The sequence below is a fragment of the Nonomuraea sp. NPDC050540 genome (assembly GCF_044457485.1).
Taxonomy (GTDB): domain Bacteria; phylum Actinomycetota; class Actinomycetes; order Streptosporangiales; family Streptosporangiaceae; genus Nonomuraea.
Genome location: NZ_JBITHA010000004.1, coordinates 537650 through 557901 on the forward strand (window position 1 = coordinate 537650; position 20252 = coordinate 557901).

Annotated in this window: 21 protein-coding genes; 11 read left to right on the plus strand and 10 right to left on the minus strand. The window is 70.4% G+C overall.

Features of this window, described 5'->3' with window-relative positions:
* From ACIBI5_RS17165 to ACIBI5_RS17205, 9 genes are all read left to right on the plus strand, one after another.
* Entirely contained in the window at window positions 1-1020 is a 1020-nt protein-coding gene (locus tag ACIBI5_RS17165) for an NAD-dependent epimerase/dehydratase family protein (protein ID WP_397247746.1), read from the plus strand.
* Window positions 1017-2255, plus strand: a complete 1239-nt coding sequence (locus ACIBI5_RS17170) for a DUF4910 domain-containing protein (RefSeq protein WP_397247748.1) — start codon at window positions 1017-1019, stop codon at window positions 2253-2255. The genes ACIBI5_RS17165 and ACIBI5_RS17170 overlap by 4 nt, the downstream gene beginning before the upstream one ends.
* Window positions 2255-3217: a hypothetical protein gene (locus ACIBI5_RS17175; protein ID WP_397248029.1), complete on the plus strand. Its 963-nt coding sequence runs from the start codon at window positions 2255-2257 to the stop codon at window positions 3215-3217. Before ACIBI5_RS17170 ends, ACIBI5_RS17175 begins: the two co-directional genes overlap by 1 nt.
* Entirely contained in the window at window positions 3214-4650 is a 1437-nt protein-coding gene (locus ACIBI5_RS17180) for a lipopolysaccharide biosynthesis protein (protein WP_397247750.1), read from the plus strand. The genes ACIBI5_RS17175 and ACIBI5_RS17180 overlap by 4 nt, the downstream gene beginning before the upstream one ends.
* Window positions 4647-5507 (plus strand): glycosyltransferase family 2 protein, encoded by an 861-nt coding sequence (locus ACIBI5_RS17185; protein ID WP_397247752.1) that lies wholly within the window; start codon window positions 4647-4649, stop codon window positions 5505-5507. Before ACIBI5_RS17180 ends, ACIBI5_RS17185 begins: the two co-directional genes overlap by 4 nt.
* A gap of 68 nt (window positions 5508-5575) precedes the next feature.
* Entirely contained in the window at window positions 5576-6442 is an 867-nt protein-coding gene (locus ACIBI5_RS17190) for a hypothetical protein (RefSeq protein ID WP_397247754.1), read from the plus strand.
* A 72-nt stretch (window positions 6443-6514) separates the two neighbouring features.
* Window positions 6515-7384 carry a hypothetical protein gene (locus ACIBI5_RS17195; RefSeq protein WP_397247756.1) on the plus strand — a complete coding sequence of 290 codons (870 nt, stop codon included), beginning with the start codon at window positions 6515-6517 and terminating at the stop codon, window positions 7382-7384.
* Between the two features lie 10 nt (window positions 7385-7394).
* Entirely contained in the window at window positions 7395-8099 is a 705-nt protein-coding gene (locus tag ACIBI5_RS17200) for a hypothetical protein (RefSeq protein WP_397247758.1), read from the plus strand.
* Between the two features lie 2 nt (window positions 8100-8101).
* Window positions 8102-9496 (plus strand): O-antigen ligase family protein, encoded by a 1395-nt coding sequence (locus ACIBI5_RS17205; protein ID WP_397247760.1) that lies wholly within the window; start codon window positions 8102-8104, stop codon window positions 9494-9496.
* On the opposite strand, the gene ACIBI5_RS17210 is transcribed toward ACIBI5_RS17205, so the two are convergent.
* Window positions 9451-10491 carry a hypothetical protein gene (locus tag ACIBI5_RS17210; protein ID WP_397247762.1) on the minus strand — a complete coding sequence of 347 codons (1041 nt, stop codon included), beginning with the start codon at window positions 10489-10491 and terminating at the stop codon, window positions 9451-9453. The genes ACIBI5_RS17205 and ACIBI5_RS17210 overlap by 46 nt on opposite strands.
* Window positions 10492-10504: 13 nt before the next feature.
* A complete protein-coding gene (locus tag ACIBI5_RS17215; RefSeq protein WP_397247764.1) occupies window positions 10505-11050 on the minus strand; it encodes a dTDP-4-dehydrorhamnose 3,5-epimerase family protein in 546 nt (181 codons plus the stop codon).
* Window positions 11051-11076: 26 nt separating this feature from the next.
* Here ACIBI5_RS17215 and ACIBI5_RS17220 point away from each other — a divergent pair, with 26 nt between their 5' ends.
* Window positions 11077-11907 (plus strand): glycosyltransferase, encoded by an 831-nt coding sequence (locus tag ACIBI5_RS17220; protein WP_397247766.1) that lies wholly within the window; start codon window positions 11077-11079, stop codon window positions 11905-11907.
* Between the two features lie 2 nt (window positions 11908-11909).
* Here the strand turns inward: ACIBI5_RS17220 and ACIBI5_RS17225 are convergent, their stop codons facing one another.
* Together ACIBI5_RS17225 and ACIBI5_RS17230 are read right to left on the minus strand one after the other, a co-directional pair.
* Window positions 11910-13100, minus strand: a complete 1191-nt coding sequence (locus tag ACIBI5_RS17225; protein ID WP_397247768.1) for a glycosyltransferase family 4 protein — start codon at window positions 13098-13100, stop codon at window positions 11910-11912.
* A complete protein-coding gene (locus tag ACIBI5_RS17230) occupies window positions 13090-14403 on the minus strand; it encodes a nucleotide sugar dehydrogenase (protein ID WP_397247770.1) in 1314 nt (437 codons plus the stop codon). The genes ACIBI5_RS17225 and ACIBI5_RS17230 overlap by 11 nt, the downstream gene beginning before the upstream one ends.
* 108 nt (window positions 14404-14511) lie before the next feature.
* Between ACIBI5_RS17230 and ACIBI5_RS17235 the strand changes: the two genes are divergently transcribed.
* A complete protein-coding gene (locus ACIBI5_RS17235; RefSeq protein ID WP_397247772.1) occupies window positions 14512-15561 on the plus strand; it encodes an acyltransferase family protein in 1050 nt (349 codons plus the stop codon).
* Between the two features lie 4 nt (window positions 15562-15565).
* Here the strand turns inward: ACIBI5_RS17235 and ACIBI5_RS17240 are convergent, their stop codons facing one another.
* From ACIBI5_RS17240 to ACIBI5_RS17265, 6 genes are read right to left on the minus strand one after another with little or no spacing between them, the layout of a single operon-like run.
* Window positions 15566-16558: a GNAT family N-acetyltransferase gene (locus tag ACIBI5_RS17240; RefSeq protein WP_397247774.1), complete on the minus strand. Its 993-nt coding sequence runs from the start codon at window positions 16556-16558 to the stop codon at window positions 15566-15568.
* A complete protein-coding gene (locus ACIBI5_RS17245) occupies window positions 16555-17448 on the minus strand; it encodes a glycosyltransferase family 2 protein (protein WP_397247776.1) in 894 nt (297 codons plus the stop codon). Before ACIBI5_RS17245 ends, ACIBI5_RS17240 begins: the two co-directional genes overlap by 4 nt.
* Window positions 17445-18101: a polysaccharide deacetylase family protein gene (locus ACIBI5_RS17250; RefSeq protein ID WP_397247779.1), complete on the minus strand. Its 657-nt coding sequence runs from the start codon at window positions 18099-18101 to the stop codon at window positions 17445-17447. Before ACIBI5_RS17250 ends, ACIBI5_RS17245 begins: the two co-directional genes overlap by 4 nt.
* A gap of 48 nt (window positions 18102-18149) precedes the next feature.
* On the minus strand, window positions 18150-18995 hold the full coding sequence (locus ACIBI5_RS17255) for a Gfo/Idh/MocA family protein (protein WP_397247781.1): 846 nt from the start codon (window positions 18993-18995) through the stop codon (window positions 18150-18152).
* A complete protein-coding gene (locus tag ACIBI5_RS17260; RefSeq protein WP_397247783.1) occupies window positions 18992-19699 on the minus strand; it encodes a hypothetical protein in 708 nt (235 codons plus the stop codon). Before ACIBI5_RS17260 ends, ACIBI5_RS17255 begins: the two co-directional genes overlap by 4 nt.
* A complete protein-coding gene (locus ACIBI5_RS17265) occupies window positions 19683-20192 on the minus strand; it encodes a carboxymuconolactone decarboxylase family protein (protein ID WP_397247785.1) in 510 nt (169 codons plus the stop codon). Before ACIBI5_RS17265 ends, ACIBI5_RS17260 begins: the two co-directional genes overlap by 17 nt.
* Window positions 20193-20252: the final 60 nt, after the last annotated feature.

Sequence of the window (20252 nt, forward strand, 5' to 3'; positions counted from 1 at the left end):
ATGCGGGTACTTCTGACCGGACACCAAGGCTATCTGGGCACCGTGATGGCCCCGGTCCTGCGCGCGGCCGGCCATGAGGTGACCGGCCTGGACTCCGGCCTGTTCGCCGACTGCGTGCTGGGCCCGGCGCCGGACGACCCGCCCGGCCACACCGTCGACCTGCGCGACGCCGGGCCCGAGGTCTTCACGGGCATCGACGCGGTGGCCCACCTGGCGGCGCTGTCGAACGACCCGCTGGGCTCACTGGCGCCCCAGCTGACCTACGACATCAACCACCATGCCTCGGTACGGCTGGCCGAACTCGCCAAGGCCGCCGGCGTGCGCCGTTTCCTCTATGCCTCCACCTGCTCGGTCTACGGCGCCTCCGGCGGCGACGGCCTGGTCAACGAGGACGCCCCGCTGAAGCCGGTGACCCCGTACGCCGAGTCGAAGGTGCGGGTGGAGGAGGACCTGGCCAAGCTGGCCGACGACGACTTCTCGCCGGTGTACATGCGCAACGCCACCGCCTTCGGCTTCTCGCCCAGGCTCCGGGCCGACATCGTGCTCAACAACCTGGTCGGGCACGCGTTCCTGACCGGGGAGGTGCGCGTGCTGTCGGACGGCACGCCGTGGCGGCCGCTGGTGCACGCCCTGGACATCGCCCAGGCCTTCGCCCTCGCGCTGGTCGCGCCGCGCGGGGCCGTACACGATCAGCCCTTCAACGTCGGCACCGAGCGCAACAACGTGACGGTGGCCGAGATCGCGCGGGAGGTCGCGGACGCGGTGCCCGGCTCGCGGCTGACGATCACCGGCGAGGCGGGCAACGACCCGCGCTCCTACCGTGTGGACTTCGCCAGGATCCGGCAGGCCATGCCCGATTTCGACGCGGGCTGGACCGTGGCCGCGGGAGCCGCCGAGCTGGTCGAGGCCTACCAGCGGCACGGCCTGGACAAGCACGCCTTCGAGCGCCGCTTCACCCGTCTGGCCCGCCTGGCCGACCGGCAGGGCGCCGGGACCGTGGACGGGACACTGCGCCCGTGAAAGAGCTGGTCGAGCGCCTTTATCCGATCTGCCGCAGCATCACCGGCGACGGCGTCCGCGAGACGCTGGCGATCATCGGCGAACACCTGCCGCTGACGGTCTCCGAGGTGCCGACCGGCACCCAGGTGCTCGACTGGAACGTGCCGCAGGAGTGGAACATCCGCGACGCCTGGATCAAGGACCGGTCCGGCCGCAAGGTGGTCGACTTCCAGGAGCTCAACCTGCACGTGGTCGGCTACAGCGTGCCCGTGCGCGGCACGTTCACGCTGGAGGAGCTGCGCCCGAGGCTGCACACGCTGCCCGGCCTGGTGCCCTACCGCACCAGCTACTACAGCCAGACCTGGGGCTTCTGCCTCACGCAGGAGACGCTCGACGCGATGGACGAGGGCCCCTACGAGGTGCTCATCGACTCCACGCTGAGCGATGGCAGCCTGACCTACGCCGAGCACGTCATCCCGGGCGAAATCGACGACGAGGTGCTGATCTCCTGTCACACCTGCCACCCGTCGCTGGCCAACGACAACCTGGCCGGCATCGCGGTCGCGGTGGAGCTGGCGAAGAGCCTGGTCAGCCCCCGCCACACCTACCGGTTCATCTTCGCGCCAGGCACCATCGGCGCGATCACCTGGCTGGCCCGCAACCGCGGGCGGACCGAGCGGATCAAACACGGCCTCACCCTGGCCTGCGCCGGCGACCCCGGCCCGCTCACGTACAAACGCAGCAGGCGCGGCGACGCCCCGATCGACCGGGCCGTCGCCCACGTGCTGCGCGAACGACCGCACACCCTGCTCGACTTCTCGCCCTACGGCTACGACGAACGCCAGTACTGCTCACCCGGCTTCAACCTGCCGGTCGGCGGTCTGACCAGGACCCCGTACGCCGGCTACCCCGAGTACCACACCTCGGGCGACAACCCGGGCTTCGTCACCGAGGAGGCCATGGCCGACACCCTCGACACCCTCGAACAGGTGGTCGAGGTCCTGGAGGGCAACCGCGCCTACCTCAACCTCAGCCCGTACGGCGAGCCGCAACTAGGCCGGAGAGGCCTCTACGCGTCACTGGGCGGAAGGAGTGACACGAAACAGGCCCAGATGGCGATGCTGTGGGTGCTGAACCTCTCCGACGGCGAACACACCCTGCTCGACATCGCCGAGCGCGCGAACCTGCCGTTCTCCGCGGTGGCCCAGGCCGCTGTCGCGCTGCATGGCGCGAGCTTGTTGAAGGAGAAGACGTGATGGAGCTCCGGGTCGGGGACCTGGTGGAAGTTCGGAGCGAAGAAGAGATCCTGGCCACCCTGGACGATCGGGGCGAGCTGGACAGCCTGCCGTTCATGCCGGAGATGCTCAAGTACTGCGGGCAGCGCATGACCGTGCACAAAGTGGCGCACAAGCTCTGCGACACGATCGAGAAAGGACGCATGCGCAGGATGGAGCATGCCGTACATCTGACCGGGGCGCGCTGCGACGGCGGCGCGCACGGCGGGTGCGGGACGGCCTGCTCCATCTACTGGAAGCACGACTGGCTGAAGAAGGTCACGCCCGCGGATCCGGAGGAGGCGGCCAGGCCGGCGCCGAAGCTGCTGCCGCTGCTGGACGCCAACACGCTGAAGGGTCCCGACCGCTTCGCCTGCCAGGCCACCGAACTGCTGCGGGCGGCGCCGACCTGCGTGCGCTTCAGCGACGTCGGCCAGTACGTGACCGATGTGAAGACCGGCAACGCGGGCGTGCTCGCGACCGTGCGCACGATCACGGTCGGCCTGTTCAACCACTGGCAGCGCTTCTCCCGCCGGCTGCCCCGGCCGTTACGCATCAAGAACGGCATCAACTGGGGTTTCGTGCCGCCGGGCACGCTCAAGCGCACCCCGTCCGGCGAACTCGACCTCAAGCCGGGCGAGCTCGTACGGGTCCGGCCGAAGGCCGACATCCTCGCGACGTTGGACGCCAACCGTAACAACAGGGGCCTGGGTTTCGAAGAGGAGATGGCCAGGCACTGCGGCAAGGTGACCAGGGTCCGCTCACGGGTGGAGGTCTGCGTCGACGAGCGTACAGGCGAGTTGCTGACCATGAAGAGCCCGTGCATCACGCTCGAGGACATCGTCTGCGCGGGCGCTTACAGCGTCAACTGCCCGCGGGAGTTCGTGCCGTTCTGGCGGGAGATCTGGCTGGAACGTGTCAACGAGAGCGAGAAGTATCAGTGACATCCATAGGTCAGCAGGCCGGGCGCGGGTTGCGCTGGGGTCTGGTCGGGAATCTGATCACCCGGGCCGGGTCGTTCACCATGGGCCTGGTCCTGGCCCGGCTGCTGACCCCCGAGGACTTCGGCGTGTTCGCGGTGGCCATGGCCGCCACCGCGTTCGTCATGACGGTCAAGGACCTCGGCATCATGGCCGCGGTCGTGCAGTGGCGTGGCAAGCTCGAAGACGTCACGCCGACCGCGACCCTGCTCTCGTTCGTCTCGGCGATCATCCTCTACGGGATCTTCTGGCTCGGCGCCCCCTACTACGCCGCCGCCTCCGGCGCGCCGGAGGCCACCGGCGTGGTCCGGCTGCTGACCGCGATCATCCTGGTGGAGGCGTTCACCGCGGTACGCAGCGCGGCCATGCTGCGCCGCTTCGAGCAGGACAAGCTGACCACCGCCATCGCGATCGGCTTCGTGGCCAACGCCGCCGTGGCCATCTCGCTGGCCAAGGCGGGCGCGGGCGCGTACAGCTTCGCGTGGGGCCAGGTCGTGGCGGCGGTCATCACCGGCGTGATCGTCTTCTTCTGGGCCAAGCTGCCCGGCAGGATCGCCTTCGACCGGCCGATCGCGGTCAAGCTGATGAAGTTCGGACTGCCCTCCGCGGCGGGCGTCGGGCTGGAGAGCGTGCTGCTCAACGCCGGCTACATCGTGGTCGGCGCGGTCATGGGCCCGGACTGGCTCGGCTACTTCCTGCTCGCCTTCAACGTCTCCAGCTGGGTGCCCGGCCTGATCGGCAACGCGATCAGGAACGTGGCCATCCCCGGGTTCTCCCGCCTGGCCGAGGACGGCGGCGAACGCCTGTCCGACGGGGTACGGCGGGCCACCCCACTGCTCTACACCGCCATCCTGCCGTTCGCCGTGATCATGGCGACCCTCGCGCACCCGCTCATCGACCTCCTCTACGGCGAGAAGTGGGGCCAGTCGGCCGGCGTGCTGCGCTGGCTGGCGGTGGTCATGGTGGTCAGGATGCTGGTCGCGCTGACCTACGACATCCTCACCGCGCAGGGCGCCACCAAGGCGACGGTCTGGATGAACCTCGGCCACGCCTTCGTGCTGCTGCCCGCGCTGATCGCCGGCGCGCATCTGGACGGGATCCGGGGCGCGGCCATCGGCCAGGCGATCGCCTCGGTCGCCGCGGCGATGCCGCTGGCCGTGTTCTTCCTGCGCAGAGCGGGCGTGGACCTGCACGGCGTCCTGCCGTCGCTGCTGCGTCCGACGCTCGCGGCTGTGCTCGCCACCGCCACCGCGTACGTGATCGAGCGCCTGGTGAGTGCTCCGGCGGTGGTCGAGCTGATCACCGCGGGCGGCGCCGCCATGCTCGTGTACACCCTTGTCGTCGTGCCCGTTCTCAGGAAGATGCCCTCTTTCGGGAAGAAGGAAGTCGCGTCATGACCGTCTCCATCGGCCTGCCCGTCTACAACGGCGCCGAGCATCTGGCCGAGACCGTGCGATCGATCCTGGCTCAGGATCACACCGACATCCAGCTGGTCATCTCCGACAACGCCTCCACGGACGGCACACAGGAGATCTGCCGCGAGCTGGCGGCGGCCGACGAGCGCGTGCTGTACCACCGCCAGCCGCGCAACCTGGGGACCATCCCCAACTTCATGACCGCGATGGAGCTGTCGACGGGCGAGTACTTCCGCTGGATCGGCGACGACGACCGGATCGAGCCGAACTACGTCTCACGCGTGCTGCGCGAGTTCGAGCGTGACCCGCGGGTCATCCTGGTGACGCACCAGACCGCGTACACCACGGAAGGCGTGACCACCACGGCCCGCTACGAGGGCACCGAGCTGGGTTCCGACGACCCGGTCGAGCGCTTCGCCGAGCTTCTGCGGCTGCTGACCGAGAGCTACACGATCATCGACCCGCTCTACGGGCTCATGCGGCGCGACGTGGCGGTGAGCATCCCGCGGCCGATCCTGGTGCGCGAGGACGAGCTGGCGGCGGCCCGCTACGCCCTGGCCGGGCCGTGGGCGCACGTCAACGAGGTGCTGGCGGCCCGGATCTGGATTCCGGCCCGCATGCTGAAGATGTCCAGGCGGCACGAGCTGCCGACCTGGCGCGGCGTCTTCGCCAACGTGATCTTCACCCGCGAGCTGCTGCGCGCCGCCGAGGAGGCCGGGCTCGACGCCGACCAGCGCCGCCGGGCGCGGGCCGCGGTCTACAAGCACTACGCGGCTCGGCAGCGGATGTTGCTGCGCCGCCGTACGCGCCGTCTCATGCGCCTCATTCCGGGCATGTAACGGATCGCCCCATATTGCCGAGATATAAAGCAATTAATTGGGGCGGGGAGCACGAGAAAGTTCAACCCATGACGTCAGTCTTCTCCAGCAGCACCTTTGACGACGACGCTCGCCGGGATCTCATCTTCAAGGGGGAGATCTTCACCTTTCCGGCCACGGCGGCCTCGACCGAGCTGATCACGTTCGCGCGGGAGCTGATCGAGGAGGCCTTCGCGGGCAGGAACCCGGAGACGGCGCAGTTCGAGATGCCCGTAGAAGAGTTCGCCGGACTGCTGTCGGACCTGAAGCCGCGGTTCATCCACCACCCGCGGTGCAAGGAGATCCTGCCCAAGATCTTCGAGGAGATGGGCATGAACCTGGAGCGCACCTACTACGACGTCCCCCGATTACGGACGTCCACCTCCGACCGCTACCTCGACTCGGGCATCTCCTACGCCTACCACGCCCACCGCGACTGCTGGTATTCGGCGCCCTTCAGCCAGGTCAACTGGTGGATCCCGGTGTTCGAGGTGGTGCCGGAGAACGTCATGGCCTTCCATCCGCGCTACTTCGACCGGCCCGTGGCCAACGGCAGCGCCCGTTACGACTATGGCGAGTGGAACCGCGTCGGGCGGCCCACGGCCGCGCGCCACATCCACTCCGACACCCGCGAGCAGCCCAAGCCGGAGGAACCGCTCGACCTGCAGCCCGAGATCAGGATCGTGCCCGAGCCCGGCGGGATCCTGATGTTCTCCGGCGCGCAACTGCACTCGACCGTGCCCAACACCTCCGGGCGCACCAGGTTCAGCGTCGACTTCCGGACCGTGAATCTGGACGACGTGCTGGCCGGAAGGGGTGCGCCGAACGTGGACGCCGCGTGCAGCGGCACCACGCTGGGCGACTTCATGCGGGCGAGCGACCTTGAGCGGATACCGGAAGCCGCGCGTGCTATGTAACGACAAGCCCCATTGGAACGATGAAATCGTGTTGGGGGCCTGCGTCCCGGGCACTGAGGGGGAGACCGGCACGTGAATTTCTGGAAGGCGCTCCTGCGCCTCCTCCTGCAGAAGCGCATTGGGATCCCAGTCGCCTTGGCCGCCGTAGGCGTCGCGGCGGCGACCTTCGCCGTCATCCCGGTCCGCTACATGTCGAGCACCATCATGATGGTGTCCCCGCCGGTCAACGGCGGCATCGTCAACCGCAACGCGGTCAACCCGGGCGGCGGCGGCAACCCGCTGCTCATCCAGACCGAGGGGCTCAGCACCGCCGTCGCCACGCTGGTGCTCGCGCTGAGCGTCGAGGAGACGCGGGTCGAGCTGGGCGCGCCCAAGGACGGGCCCACCGAACTGGTCGTCAACGACGGCAGCACCAGTCCCCGGCTCATCGGCATGGACGGACCGTTCCTCTATGTGGAGGCCACCAGCACCTCGGCCAAGGCGTCGGCGGACGTCGTGGCCAAGGCGCGGGAGCGGCTGATCCGCGAGCTCGACGGCCGGCAACGGGAGCTGGGCGCGCCGACGGCCACGTACGTGGTGCTCATGGACATCGTGCCGCCCACGCCGCCCGAGTCGGACTCCATGGACAAGTTCATGGGCGCCGCGATGGGCTTCGTGATCGCGATGTTCCTCGGGATCAGCATCGTGTACGGGCTGGAGCGCCGCCGTGCCCGGAGGCGGGTGGCGCGGGCGCCGGCCGTACCGGAGAAGGAACTGGTGGTCCACGCGCAGATTCCGGGCAAACGCCCGGAGCCCGCCGCCGACGAGGACGACATGCCGACCGACTCCTTCCCCGCCGTGGTCGCCGAGGAGACCTCCAACGGCAACGGCAAGGCCAAGGCGGAAGAGCCGGAGGACGACAGCGAGCCCGAGGACGCCGTGGCCACCGAGCGCGGCGGCTGACGGGAGCGCCATGGACTTCTGGAGCACGATCGGCGTGCTGTTCCGGCGCTGGTATGTGGTGCTGCCCGCGTTCGCGCTGGCGATCTTCGCCTCGCTCGCGGTCTACCGCACGGTCCCGGTGCAATACGCGTCGAACGCCGTGATCGCCCTGACCCTGCCCAAGAACGGCGGGGTGCTGCCGTACAACCCCAGGGAGCCCAATCCGGAGCTCAACCCGCTGATCGTCACCGAGCGCGGGCTGACCGCCACGGCCTCGATTCTCATCGCCGCGCTCAACTCGCCCGACGTGGCCACCGAACTGGGCGCGCCCCCCGGTGGCGCGGTCGAGCTGAGCGTCAACAACGGCAGCAGCAACCTGGAGGCGATGGCCAACGGGCCGCTGGTGTACATCGAGGTGGAGAGCCCGTCGCCGGACCTGTCGCGTGAGCTCGTGCAGCGGGTCAGCGCCCGCGCGCGGGTGGAGCTGCGCGAGCGGGAGGTGCAGGTCGCGGCCCCGGCCACGACCTACATCGTGGTCACCGACGTCGTGGCGCCCACCGCGCCGGAGCCCCGGCTGGCCCGCAAGTCGCGGGCCATGGTCGTGGCGCTGGCGCTCGGCGGCATGGCCGCGCTGACCTCCGCCTACGCCGCGGAGAGCTTCGCGCTGGCCCGGCGCAGGCGGGGGGCCAAGGACGCGGGCCTGCCCGAGGTGGTCCTGCCCGAGCGGGTGCCCTGACCATGGCCATCGACTTCCGGCCCGCCGGGCTGCCCAGCCTCAACGGGCACCGGCCGGTGCAGGTGGCCGACCTCGACGGGATGTTCGCCGGCCCGCGCGCCGACGGGGCCACGATCGCCTGCATCTACATCGTGATCCTGCTGACGACGCCGGCCGCGCTCATCGTGCGCGGGCTGCCGCTGTCGGTCACGCCGGCGGCGATCGTCGGCATGATCGGGCTGGTGCTGTGGCTGATCACCCAGCTGACCACCACGCTCGGGGCGGCCAAGGGCCGCAACATGGCGCGTTCAGGCCTGTTCCTGTTCTTCACCGCGAACCTGGTCAGCTACGGCTACGGCACCTACCACTGGCTGCCGTCCGACGAGCTGAACCTGGCCGACCAGAACCTCTTCCTGCTGCTGGCCAACCTGGGCATCGGGCTGCTGGTCTGCGACGGCGTACGCGGGATCGAGCGGCTGAACCTCGTGCTGAAGGCGGCGGTGGCCGGTGGCGCGATCATCGGCGTCATCGGCGCGATCCAGTTCGTGACCGGCTTCGACATCACGCGCTACCTGGTGCTGCCCGGTCTCCGGCTGAGCTGGGAGGACCTCTACGTCTTCGAGCGCGGCTCGGTGCGCAGGGTCGCCGCCACCACCGCGCACCCGATCGAGTTCGGCGTGATCAGCGCGATGCTGCTGCCGATCGCCGCGCACTACGCGCTGCGGGCCAAGGCGCTGGGCCGGCCGTTCCTGCGCTGGTGGGCGTGTACGGCGATGATCGGGGCCGGGCTGATGTTCTCGGTCTCGCGTTCGGCGGTGCTGAGCCTGGTGGCGATCGGCGCGGTGCTGGTGTGCGGATGGACGTGGAAGCGGCGGCTGCGGGCGCTGGCCGTGCTCGCCGGCTTCCTGGCGGTGATGAAGGTGGCGGTGCCGGGGCTGCTGGGCACGTTCCTCGACCTGTTCGTCAACTTCTTCACCGACTCCAGCGTGCAGTACCGCACGCACGACTACGGCATCGCCATCGCCGAGATCGAGCGGCACCTGTGGCTGGGGCGCGGCACCGGCAGCTGGTATTTCCCGAAATATCAGGTGTTCGACAACCAGTACATGCAGACCGCGATCGACCTGGGCCTGATAGGCACCGCCGTCTACGTCATCATGATGGCGCTGGGCATCGTGGCCGGGCTCTGGGCCAGAAGGCTCAGCAAGGACCCGCACGTGCGCGATCTCGGGCTGACGCTGGGCGGCGTCATGCTGGCCCCGATCGTGGCCTCGGCCACCTTCGACCTGCTCGCCTTCGCCACCGTGACTGGGCTCATGTTCCTGCTCATCGGCGCGTGCGGCGCGCTGCTGCGCGTGGCCAGGCAGGAGGCTCAGCCCATGCAGGCCAGCGGCCCGACCACCCCGGTCACCCGGTAGGCGTCGTCGATGGTCACGAGCTTGTTGTCGCGCCAGTCGACGGTGGCGCACTCGACCTCCGCCGGTTTGTAGTCCCAGGTGTTGTCGACGAGCAGGTTGTTGCGGAAGATCACGTACCCGCCGATGTCCCAGAGTTGGATGCTGAACGTGCCGCCCATCAGCAGGTTGTTGGTCATCACGACGTTCTCCACGTCGGGGTTCTGCGTGCGCGGGATGAAGATCGGCGCGTTGTGGTCGGTGACGTCGCGCTGGTCGATGGTGTTGTGGTCGAAGACCAGGTTGCTTCTGGCGTAATAGCCCTGGATGCCGTCGGAGTGGTCCTTCGGGTTGGAGCACAGGTCGATGAAGGAGTCCTGGACGACGATGTTGTCGCCGGAGAAGCGGATGCCGTCGCCGTGGTTGCGCACGTGCACGCGGACCGCGGTGAACTCGCCGTCCCCGATGCCGGGCAGGCTGTCGCAGCCCTGCTCGGGGCCGACCGTGCTGTCGCTGATCGTGAAGCGCTTGAGCTTCCTGTCCTTCTCGTTGAGTATGCGGCCGTCGATCACGCTGTTGGTGATCACCACGTCGTCGGCCAGGACGACCAGGTCGCCCTTGATGTGCACGCGGTCGAGCCGCCGCCCGGCCACGTCGACGCGGTGGGCCTGGCCGCTGTCGTTGAGCACCGCCTCGGTGAGCTTGGTGCCGGGCGGCACGCCGGTGCAGGCGGCCGTCGGGTGGTCGGGGCAGGCGCGGCCGTCGGGCGCGACGACCTGGCGCGGACCCAGCGCGGTCGGCCTGCTCGTGGCCTTGGGCGTCGGCTGCGGTTTGCCGGTGCTGGTCAGCGGGGAGGCGCTCGGCGACGGGTTCGCCGAGGCGGTCACCGTGACCGTGACGGTCGGCCCGCCCCGCGGGGTCAGGGCCCCGCTCGACGGCGCCTGGCCGCCCGCGGCCGTGCACGCCGCCGTCGTCACCAGCGCGGCGAGCACGGGCAGGCCCTTGAACAACCGTCGCATCGCAGCCACTCCTTCAGGTCAGGCGGTCGAGCAGCCGCGCCCACGAACCGGCGGCGAGGTCACGCGCGCTGACCGCCGCGGCGGGCAGCGGCCAGTCGATCTTGAGGTCCGGGTCGTCGTAGCGGACCGAGAGGTCCTCGGACGGGTCGTGCTCGCGGTCGATGCGGTAGCAGACGTCGGTCTGCTCGGTCAGGGCCTGGAATCCGTGCAGGAATCCAGCGGGCACGTAGAGGGTCACGAAGCTCTCGTCGTCGAGCGTGACCGCCTGGCTCCGGCCGAACGTCGGCGAACCCGGCCGGATGTCGACGAGCATGTCACGGACCGCCCCTCGCGCACATCTCACCAGTTTGGCCTCACCGCGCCCGGCTCGCCCGTGCATTCCGCGAATCGTGCCCTGGCGCGAGCGCGACTGGCTGTCCTGGACGAACGCGGCCGGGTCGATGCCGTGCTCGGCCGCGAGCACCGCGTCGAACGTCCGCGTGAACAGGCCCCGATCGTCACGGTGCGGGGTCGGAACGAACAGCAGGACCCCGTCCAGGGCGGTCCGCTCTACTCTCATGGTCGGCCTTCCGAAGGGAACGACAGGTGAATCCCGTCGCCAGCATCGTCATCCCCGCGCACAACGAGGAAGCGGTCATCGCGGCCGGACTCGACCGGCTGCTCGGCGGCGCGGCTCCGGGCGAGTTCGAGGTGATCGTGGTGGCCAACGCCTGCGCCGACGCCACCGTATCGGCCGCCGCGCGCCCCGGCGTGCGGGTGCTGGAGACGCCGGTCGCGGGCAAGGCCAACGCGCTGCGGATGGGAGACGCCGCCTGCGGCGCCTTCCCGCGGATCTACGCCGACGCCGACGTCGGGCTCGACGCGGACTCCGCCCGCGCGCTCGCGGCCGCGCTGGCCCGGCCGGGTGTCCTGGCCGCCGCGCCCAGGCCCGTCTGGGACCTGGAGGGCGCCACGTGGGTGGCCGGGCGGGTGCACCGCGTGCACGACGCGCTCGTGGCGCCGCACCGCGCGCTGGCCGGCGTCGGCGTCTACGCGCTGGGCAAGGAGGGGCACGCGCGCGTCTTCCCGCTGCCCGACGTGCTGTCCGACGACGGCTGGGTGCACGCGAGCTTCGCGCCGCACGAGCGCGTGGTCGTGGACGGCGCGAGCTCGGTGGTGCGTCCCGCGCGCTCGGTCCGCGCGCACCTGCGCCGCCGCGTGCGGGTGCGGCTGGGCAACCGGCAGCTGGCCGAGCTCGGCCGGCCGGTCAACGCGGTGCCGCTGCGGCTGGGCGATCTGGGCGCGCTGCTGCGCGCCGGCCGGGTGAGCGTGCTCGACGCCGGCTGCTACCTCGCCGTCCTCCTCGCCGACCGTCTCCTGACCCGGGTACGGCGCGGCCGCCCCGCCGACTGGGGCACCGACGCCAGCAGCCGCTGAGCTCATGATGAGGCGACGGCGGCCTCGTAGGCGGCCAGCAGCGCGGTGCGCGAGTTCGCCCAGGACAGCGGCCCCGACACCCGGGCCTGCCCGATCTCGCCCATCTTGCGGCGCTCGTCCGGGTCGTCCAGCAGCAGCGCGATCAGCTTGGCGAACTCCGACTCGTCGTTGGGCGGCGCGTACCGGGCCGCCTCGCCCGCCGAGACCCTGGCCTCGCGCAGGTCGAAGGAGACGATCGGCCGGGCCATCGCCATGTACTCCATGATCTTGTTCATCGTGGAGACGTCGTTGAGCGGGTTGAGCGGGTCGGGCGCCAGGCAGACATCCGCCGTGGACAGATAGCGCAGCAGGTCCGCGTCGGGGATGCGGCCGGTGAACTCGACGACGTCCTCCAGCCCGAGCGTCCTCGACAGCTCGACCATGGCCTCGAACGTGTCGCCGCCGCCGACGAAGACCGCGTGCCAGTCGTCACGGCCCAGCTCGTCGCGGAGCTTGGCCAGCGCGCGTAACGCGTAGTCGACGCCGTCCTGCGGCCCCATGACGCCCAGGTAGCACAGCAGATGGGGGCGGCCCTTCTTGAGCTCGGGCTCGGGCGGCACCTGGTGGAAGCGCTCGACGACAGGGGCGCTGCGGACGACGAAGACGTCCTCGGGCCGCTTGCCGCCGCGGGTGAGCGCCACCTGCCGGTAGGACTCGTTGGTGGCGATGACGACGTCGGCGACCCGGTAGGTGGCCCTCTCCAGGGCGCAGACCGCCCGGTAGAGCAGGTCGCGGCCGCGGGTGAAGCGGGACTCGTACAGCTCGGGGATGAGGTCGTGCTGGTCGAAGACGTAACGGCTGCGCCAGCGCAGCTTGGCCAGGAGGGCGACGAGGAAGAAGAAGTCGGGCGGGTTGCAGCCGTGGACGACGTGGACCGGGCCCACACGCCTGGACAGGCGGAACGTGTGCCACAGGGCGGTGCCGTACTCCTTGAGGTAGCCCTTGGGGCCGCCGGTCGCGGCGGTCAGCGGGTAGCGGTGGATGGTGATGCCGTCGATGACGGCGTACGGCTCGGTGTCCTGCTTGGCGCCCTGCGGGCAGATGACGTGCACCTCCCAGCCCGCGTCGCGCAGCGTCGTGCTCTCCTGCCAGACGCGCCGGTCCATCGGCACGGAGAGGTTCTCGACAAGGATCAGCGCTTTCCTACCAGCCAAGGCCCACATATCCAGGTTCAGCCCGCCGCTGCTCGGCGTCGGGCAGGCGGACGAGGTCGATGACCGGGCGGTCCCCGGCGCGCGTGAGCACGTCGAGCACGGCCTGGTCCTTGCAGCCGACCACGCACACCTCGGCGTGGTCGAGCACCTCCTGCGCGGAGTCGGTGAGCAGGTCGGCCAGGTGCGGCAGGCGCTGCTCGACGTAGGCGCGGTTGGCGCCCATCAGCCGCGACAGGGTGACGTTCGCGTCGTAGATGCGCAGGTCGTAGCCCTTGCCGAGCAGGCGTTCGGCCATCTCGACGAGCGGGCTCTCCCGCAGGTCGTCGGTGCCGGGCTTGAACGACAGCCCGAACAGCCCGACCTTGCGCCGGTCGGCGCCGATGACCAGGTCGAGTGCGCGCTGCAGGTGCGCCTCGTTGGCGGGCAGCACGTGGGACAGCAGCGGTACGGAGACGTCGGCCCGGCGCGCGGCGTAGACCAGGCCGCGCAGGTCCTTGGGCAGGCAGGAGCCGCCGAAGGCGAAGCCGGGGCGCAGGTAAGCGGGGGAGACGTTGAGCTTCCTGTCGGCCAGGAAGATGTCCATGACGCGGTGGGAGTCGATGCCGAGGGCCTGGGAGACGGCGCCGATCTCATTGGCGAAACCAATTTTCACCGCATGGAACGCGTTGTCGGCATATTTCGTCATCTCGGCGACGGGAATCGGGACGCGGAATACCTCACCCGGTAAATCCCGGTATAACGCGGCGACCAGATCGCCCGTCTCGCGATCGGATTCCCCGATCACCGTTTTCGGCGGGTCGAAGAAGTCACGCACGCTGGTGCCCTCGCGCAGGAACTCCGGATTCACCGCCACCCCGAAATGCGTCCCCGCCTTCAGGCCCGAGGCGCGCTCCAGGATCGGGATGAGCAGGTCCGCGCAGGTGCCCGGAAGCATGGTGCTGCGGAAGACGACGGTGTGCCTGCGCGTCCCGTCGATCGCCCGCCCGATCTGCTCGGCCACCCGCTCCAGGAAGGCCGTCGACAGGCTTCCGTTCGCCGCCGACGGCGTTCCCACGCAGATCAGCGAGAGGTCGCTGGCCGCCACGGCCGCGACCGCGTCGGTGGTGGCACGCAGCCTGCCATCCTGCACCACCTCCCGCGTGAGCTCGCCGATCCGCTCCTCCACCACGGGCGCGAGCCCGCGGGAGATGAGCTCGGCCTTTTCCGGATTGACGTCCACTCCGACGACCTCGTGGCCCATCGAAGCGAGACACGCGGCCGAGACGCAGCCGACGTATCCGAGGCCGAAGACGCTGATCCTCATCTGCCCTCCAGACAAGCAAGGGCAGCGCATCCCCCCGCCCACGTCTCGGATATCGATACCTGCGCTTGGAACGTTACGAGAGGCAGCAGGTCGTGATATTTACGGGTGATGAGCGAGCTCGTAGTAACTCGCAAGAGGCTGGATTCACTGACCGGGTTACGGTGGATCGCCGCCTTCGCGGTCTTCGGTTTCCATATCCACGCGGCCGGGCTGACCAGCGACCCGGCGTTGAAGGCGGTGCTGTCCGCCCTGTTCTCCGCGGGCGCCGCCGGTGTCCCCTTCTTCTTCATCCTGTCCGGGATGGTGCTGACCTGGTCGGCGCGGCCCGGCACCTCCGCCGGAGTCTTCTGGCGGCGCAGGGCCGCGCGTGTCCTGCCCAACCACGTCTTGACCTGGCTCGCCGTACTGGCGTTGCTGGCCGTCTCCGGCGTCGCCGTCTCCGCCGGTCCCGCGCTGAGCGGGCTGGCGCTGCTGCAGAGCTGGGTGCCGGTCGAGGCCTTCTACTTCGGCGGCAACACGCCTGCCTGGTCGCTGTCGTGCGAGCTCGCGTTCTACGCGGCCTTCCCGGTGCTGCTGCCGTTGCTGCGACGGGTGCCCGCGCATCGGCTGGGCTGGGTGGCGGGCGGGATGCTCGCGGGCATCTGGGCGGTGCCGCTGCTGTCCCAGCCGATGGGTGACGAGATCGCCTACTGGTTCGTCTGGATCTTCCCGGTCACGCGGGCGCTGGAGTTCGCGCTGGGCATCACGCTGGCGTTGCTGGTCGCCTCCGGGCGCTGGCGGGGGCCCGGCCTGCCGGTCGCGGCGGTGATCGCGCTGGCGGCCTATGCCACGGTGCCGTTCGTGTGGGAGCGCTGGGGATGGGTGGCCTGGACGGCGGGGCCGTTCGCGCTGCTGATCGCGGCGGCGGCGACCAGCGACAACCTGGGGGAGCGGGTCTCGTTCCTGGCCTCGCGGCCCATGGTGTGGCTGGGGGAGATCTCCTTCGCCTTCTACCTCGTCCATCAGCCGGTGATCAGGGTGGCGGGGCGGCTGGTCGGGGGCGACCGGGCGGTTCCCGTCGTGCTGCTGGCGGTCGCGGGCATGCTCGCGCTCGCGCTCGCCGCCTCGTGGGCGCTCTACCGGTATGTCGAACGGCCGCTGGAGCGGCGGCTGCGCTAGGTGGTCATGTCAGGCGGCGCTTCATCCGGCTCAGCGTGGGCCTGGCCCGCTCCAGCGCGGTGCGGGCGGCCCGCCGTACCGGATTGCGGGTGACCAGACCTTGACCCACGGTCGTCTCGCCCGTCTTGGCGCGGCGCTTGTACTCGTCGTCGCCGCGCCCGAGGTCGATGCGCTCCACGCCCAGGGACGGCGCGGCCAGCACCAGCTCACGCAGCAGGATCCAGCCGGGCGCCAGCTTGGCGTGGCCGGGGTCGTAGACCGGGAACCACCAGTGCAGCACCCCGCCCGACCTGATCCCGAAGTGAGCGGCCAGCAGGTGCGGACCGGCGTGCAGGGTCGACAGGATGCCCGAGAAGTCCGGCTCGCGGGTGTGCAGGAGCAGCTTGAGCAGGTCCGTACGGCCGGGTTCGGCGAAGTAGTCGCGCGCGCCCGTCGCCCGGTACTGGTCCCGCTTCAGCTCGATCACCCGCGCCAGCGCGTCCTCGTCCAGGCTGTCGGCGGCGAAGCGCACCGGCCCCAGCTCGCGCCCGGCCTTGGCGGCGCGCCTGCGCGCCTGCCCCATGTTGTCCTTGCCCGCCTTCGACGCGCGGGCGAGGTAGCCGTCGAGCCCGCCCTCCACCTCCACGTACGGCGAGGCCCGCCGGGTGACCGTCCACCGGTCGAACCCCGCCACCCCCTCCACCAGGTGGTCGAACTCGAACCCGGTCACCCCCTTGCCGAGCAGCCGCAGCGGCTCGAAGGCGGTCCCCGGCGCCAGCAGCGGCCCCTGGAAGTCCGCCCCCGGCCACCCGGCAGGACGCAGCGTCGAGCCGATCAGATGGCAGGCCAGCATCGCGTCCTCGCCCACGGCCACGTGCACGGCCCGGCCGCTCGCGTGCACCGCCCCGGCGAAGCGCGGATGGAAGAAGGGACTGTCCAGCGCCGGATTGGCCGCGCGCAGCCCGTGCCAGGTGTCGAGCTGCTCCAGCGTGAGCTCGTGGAAGGGCAGCAGCCTCATTGCGGCAGGCTCTTCCAGCGCCGCGCGGGCCGCAGCAGCCAGGCCACGCACTCGCGCGAGGTCCTGCGCCCGGTCAGCGCCCGCGCCGCCTCGCCGAGCAGCACGATCAGGAAGTACAGGCCCCCGGCCAGAGGGCCGCGCCGGCGCCGGAACAACGTCACCTTGTTGATCATCAGCAGCGCCGCCAGCGACGGGTTCACCGCCGAGTCGCCGCCGATGTGCTCGATCACCGACGCCGGCTCGTACCAGGTGGCCCAGCCGTGGTCGGCGGCGCGCAGGCAGTACTCGGTCTCCTCGCTGTAGAGCAGGAACGACTCCTCCCACGGCCCGAGCTCGGCCAGCATCCGCGCCGACATGCACAGCGCCGCGCCGGTCGCCCAGGCGACCTCGCGCGCTTCGGCGTACTCACTCGGGTGCGTCACCAGCTCGCCCAGCCTGCCGAGCCGGCCCGCCCGGATCCCGCCGATGGCCGCCTCCACCGCGGCCCGGCCGATCGACGGCATCCGCCGCAGCGACGGCTGCAGCGAGCCGTCCGGATTCACCATGTACGGCGCCGCGATCCCCCGCCAGGCCGCCTCCGCCAGCGGCAGGATGGATCCCTGCCGCAGCCGGCAGTCCGGGTTGATCAGGTAGACGGCGTCCAGTTCCCCCAGGTCGAGCGCGGCCACGGCGGCGTTGAAGCCCGCCGCGTACCCCGCGTTCGAGCCCACCTCCACCACCCGCGCCCCGCCCGCCTTCGCCAGCGCCACGCTGTCGTCCTTGGAGGCGTTGTCGGCCACCACCACGTCGATGAGCTTCACGCCCTCCGAACCCGCGACGATCGAGCGCAGGCAGCCGTCGATCACGTCGGCGCTGTTGTAGGTGACGATCACCACCGCGACCCGCTTCATCCGCGTGTCCTTTTGTAGAGGCGGGCGCCCAGATCGCGCAGCGACGTCCCGGAGTGCAGGACCCGCTCGATCCACGCGCTGTCCAGATCGTGCTTGAGGCTGGTACGCGCCTGCAGCCAGCCGCCGGGCCTGGCCCGCCCGCCGTCGCTGGTGTACGCCCGGCTCACTCCCGCCCGCCTGAGCCTGGCCAGCACGCGTCGGTCGTAGGAGCCGAACGGGATCGCCACCCGTGACACCCGGCGCCCGGACACCTCGCTCAGCACCGTGTGTGCCTGGGCCAGCTCCTGTTCGGCCTCGCGCGCCGAGACGCGCCGCCAGTCGCGGTGCGCCCAGCCGTGCGAGCCCACCCGCATCCCGGAGGCCACCAGCGTCCGCACCCCGTCCTCGTCCAGGCGGCCCGGCTTGCCGAGCTCGCCGGCCAGCACGAAGAACTCCGCCTGCAGTCCCCGCTCCAGCAGCCTCGGCAGCGCGATCTCCAGGTCGGAGGCGTTGCCGTCGTCGAAGGTGATCCGCACGTCGGGCCGGTTCACCACCGCGTCCATGACCTGCTCGAACCGTTCCACGCTCACCCAGGTCAGATCCTCGCCCGGATCGAGCGTCCGGCGGGTTTCGCCGATGCCGTGCACGGTCAGGTTGACGACCGAATCCCCCACATGCCCCTCCCAGGTCAGCTTTAGGTAATCGGGCGGTGGATGACCCCGTTACACCGCGGCCAGCAGTTTTTGCAGGTGCAGGCCCCTGTTCACGTCGATCTCATGGGGACGCCACTCGCGCACCGCCGCGGCGAACTCCGCGCGCAGCGCCGCCCTGGTCGGCTCGGAGTCGCCGGCCAGGTCGGCCAGGTCGAGGCGAAGCTCGCCGTGCGGGCCGTACATCTCGTAGACCGTGCGCTTGCCGACGCCGGGCACCTGGCCCGACAGCGTCAGCTGGCTGACAGCGCCGCCCTCGTGCAGGCAGGTCAGCATGTGCACGGCCGATCCGGCCGAGCTGACCTCCTTGATCGTGCCGAGGGCGGCGTCGAGGAGGTCGAGGCCGTGCGGGCCGGTGTTGTAGAGGACGCCGCCCCTGCTCCGCCACGGGCTGTGGGCGAACGTGCCGTCGCGGAACTCGTTGGTGAGCTGGCAGGCCCGCCCGCCGTACAGGCTGGTCTCGGCGCACGCGCGCAGGAACGCGCGCACGCCGGGACGGAAGCGGTTGGTGAGCGTCAGCATGCTCGGGACGCCCGCCCGCCCGACCTCCGCCGCCACCCGCTCCGCCGCGGCGACGTCGAGCGCGAGCGGCTTTTCCAGCAGTACGGCCCGGCCCGCCCGCGCCGCCCGGACCGCCAGAGCCGCCTGCACGTCCGGCGGCACGGCGAACACCACGGCGTCGCAACGTTCCAAAAGCTCGTCGAACGTGTCGGACACCGGCACGCCGACCCGTGCCGCGTTGCCGGGATCGCGCGACCAGACACCCGCCAGCCGTGTCTCGGGACCCGCGGCGAACGTCGGCGCGTGAAACGCCCGCGCCCACGGCCCGGCGCCGGCCAGCCCGATCGAGACCGTCACGCCTTGATCGCGATCAGCGATTTGGTGAGCCCCGCCACCCTTTCGGCCCTCATCCGCGCGGTGGGGAAAAGCAGCGCCATTTCCGCGCGGCCGATCAGCTCGATTTCCAGCGCGTCCTGGAGCGCCGCCGACCAGTCGGGGGACTTGGTGTGCACCAGCGGCCAGCGCCGGTTGATCCGGGCCCGGACGTTCAGCGGCAGGAATTGGTAGAAAGGAAAAAGCACATGCGGCTCGACCGGAAAGTATCTGTAGGGCGTCTGGACCCAGAACCGCCCGGCGAGCGAGTGCACCGCGTCGGCGAACGCCTGCCGCCTGGCGTAGCCGCCCACGTGCTCGATCACCGCGTTGGAGAAGACCAGGTCATAGTCGTCGCCCAGAATGCGTTTGGGCAGGTCACAGGCGTCGCCCACTTCCGTCCTGAGCCAGCTCGGCAGCTCCTGGTCATCGTGCGCCAGGTTGATGACGTGGACGCTGGCCGGTTTGATCGGGGCGCGCATCCAGGCGGTGGCGGTGCCGCCGAGGTCGATGACGTTCATCTGTCCCAGGTCGGGAAAGCTTTCGGCCACCCAACGCCAGCGGCGCGCCCGCGCCTTTGCCGCGACGGAATTAGGACCGTCGACGAATAAATTCCGCAAGGGAGATCCCACCGCGTCATCTTCGCCTACGGGCTGCCACCGCGCCAGCCTTCTACCCAGGTAGGCCACCTTCGGCCACCTTGCTGTAGTTCTTTCCGAGCGGCCGGCCGGGGATCGGCTTGGCGATGAGGGCGACCGGGATGAAGAAGCAGATCTGGCCGATCGTGAGAATGAGTGTCCAGAGCGCCTTCTCGTCGTAGAGGGCCGCCGCCCTGGCGTACAGCTCGTCGGGGACGCGCTCCCCGGACGGGTTCGGGGTGAGGACCGCCTCCACCAATTCCAGCGCGGCCCGTTCGGCGTCGGTGAAGTAGGGGGCGTCCCGCCAGGACGGCAGGGCGGCGATGCGCTCCTCCGTCTCCCCGGCCTTGCGCAGCAGTTCGGTCTGCCGGACGGTGTGGTATGTGCTGCCGGCGATCTGCCCGGCGCGCAGCTGGATCAGGATGATGGTGATGGCCGGGATCGCGCCGTTGTGGGTGGCCTTGGTCATGGCGCCGGCGATCGTCCCCACCTCGGGAAAGAACTGCATGGGGTCGGGCAGGCGCGACTCAATGGATGCGGACATGGGGCTTCTCCCTATGATCGGCGTTGTCTCGGAGATCCGACGACACAGCCGCGGGGAATG

What these genes read in the sequence shown, in the direction of transcription:
- ACIBI5_RS17165 (WP_397247746.1), top strand. Translation starts at nt 1, where the DNA reads ATGCGGGTACTTCTGACCGGACACCAAGGCTATCTGGGCACCGTGATG.
- ACIBI5_RS17175 (WP_397248029.1), top strand. Translation starts at nt 2,255, where the DNA reads ATGGAGCTCCGGGTCGGGGACCTGGTGGAAGTTCGGAGCGAAGAAGAG.
- ACIBI5_RS17185 (WP_397247752.1), top strand. Translation starts at nt 4,647, where the DNA reads ATGACCGTCTCCATCGGCCTGCCCGTCTACAACGGCGCCGAGCATCTG.
- ACIBI5_RS17190 (WP_397247754.1), top strand. Translation starts at nt 5,576, where the DNA reads ATGACGTCAGTCTTCTCCAGCAGCACCTTTGACGACGACGCTCGCCGG.
- ACIBI5_RS17200 (WP_397247758.1), top strand. Translation starts at nt 7,395, where the DNA reads ATGGACTTCTGGAGCACGATCGGCGTGCTGTTCCGGCGCTGGTATGTG.
- ACIBI5_RS17205 (WP_397247760.1), top strand. Translation starts at nt 8,102, where the DNA reads ATGGCCATCGACTTCCGGCCCGCCGGGCTGCCCAGCCTCAACGGGCAC.
- ACIBI5_RS17210 (WP_397247762.1), bottom strand. Translation starts at nt 10,491, where the DNA reads ATGCGACGGTTGTTCAAGGGCCTGCCCGTGCTCGCCGCGCTGGTGACG.
- ACIBI5_RS17215 (WP_397247764.1), bottom strand. Translation starts at nt 11,050, where the DNA reads ATGAGAGTAGAGCGGACCGCCCTGGACGGGGTCCTGCTGTTCGTTCCG.
- ACIBI5_RS17230 (WP_397247770.1), bottom strand. Translation starts at nt 14,403, where the DNA reads ATGAGGATCAGCGTCTTCGGCCTCGGATACGTCGGCTGCGTCTCGGCC.
- ACIBI5_RS17235 (WP_397247772.1), top strand. Translation starts at nt 14,512, where the DNA reads ATGAGCGAGCTCGTAGTAACTCGCAAGAGGCTGGATTCACTGACCGGG.
- ACIBI5_RS17240 (WP_397247774.1), bottom strand. Translation starts at nt 16,558, where the DNA reads ATGAGGCTGCTGCCCTTCCACGAGCTCACGCTGGAGCAGCTCGACACC.
- ACIBI5_RS17245 (WP_397247776.1), bottom strand. Translation starts at nt 17,448, where the DNA reads ATGAAGCGGGTCGCGGTGGTGATCGTCACCTACAACAGCGCCGACGTG.
- ACIBI5_RS17265 (WP_397247785.1), bottom strand. Translation starts at nt 20,192, where the DNA reads ATGTCCGCATCCATTGAGTCGCGCCTGCCCGACCCCATGCAGTTCTTT.